Raw genomic sequence first — 904 nt, forward strand, 5'->3', positions numbered from 1 at the left:
GTTTGCAGTTGATTTAGTTGTTAGTCGCAACCGCCGTAACGCGAAACAAGCCCCGATAATTTCACAAACATCTGTGGGCGCCGTTTCATGGGTCGCTCAGGCGGAGACGCCTAACCTTGTGCGGGCGATGGAAGATTTAAAGGAAGCCGGTTTTTGGATTTACGGCGCCGACATGGAGGGCGTGCCTGCCTACAAATTGGATTTAAGCGGAAGAATAGCGTTAGTCTTAGGCAGTGAAGGCGGCGGCATCTCCCGTCTCCTTCGCGAAAAGTGTGACGGCATGGTAGGGATACCGTCATCAGGCAGAATTGATTCGCTCAATGTATCAGTAGCCGCAGGAGTGTTATTGTATGAAGTACGGCGGCAACGCGCCAAATGAATTAGCTTATATTAATAGACATTTTTTCTAGACATTATTTTTGATTAGTGTTATATTATTATTACGAGGTACAAAACATGAAAAAAAGAGTCGTTTTTTTTGTCTTATTACTGTTGGGACTTGTATTCTTTGCTTGTGAATTTAATATACCGAAAGCAATTGAAATTAAAGGCTCTCCTTCAGTTCGGTTTGTTCAAACAATTGATATTGGAGAAAAGTTTACGGATTTGATTAATAAAGCGATTAAAGGAGATGATGGGGAAGGCGCGGAAGGCGTGGAAGGCATGGATATTGTTCCATGTACAAATACGGGATTGACCAATGTTACTTTTTTAATACACATGGATCTTTTTGAAAAAACTCTTACTATAGAAGAAGACTCTCCGGAAGATCTTGCTGAACAATTTCCGGGCATTGATTTGGATTTAATTGATGAATTAACTGAAAATGATACAATTACGCTTGAAGAAGACAGAAACCTTTTAGCTTCACCCGAACCTATGACTTTACCACTTTCAAGTATTG

General features: G+C 40.9%; 2 protein-coding genes. Both read left to right on the forward strand.

All coding sequences use genetic code 11. The features are described from left to right. On the forward strand, window positions 1-379 hold a 379-nt coding region (locus tag ACYVRH_RS13430; protein ID WP_461257400.1), incomplete at its 5' end, for a 23S rRNA (guanosine(2251)-2'-O)-methyltransferase RlmB. A 77-nt stretch (window positions 380-456) separates the two neighbouring features. Continuing rightward, on the forward strand, window positions 457-904 hold a 448-nt coding region (locus ACYVRH_RS13435; RefSeq protein ID WP_461257401.1), incomplete at its 3' end, for a hypothetical protein.

This window comes from Treponema sp. R80B11-R83G3 (assembly GCF_054786115.1).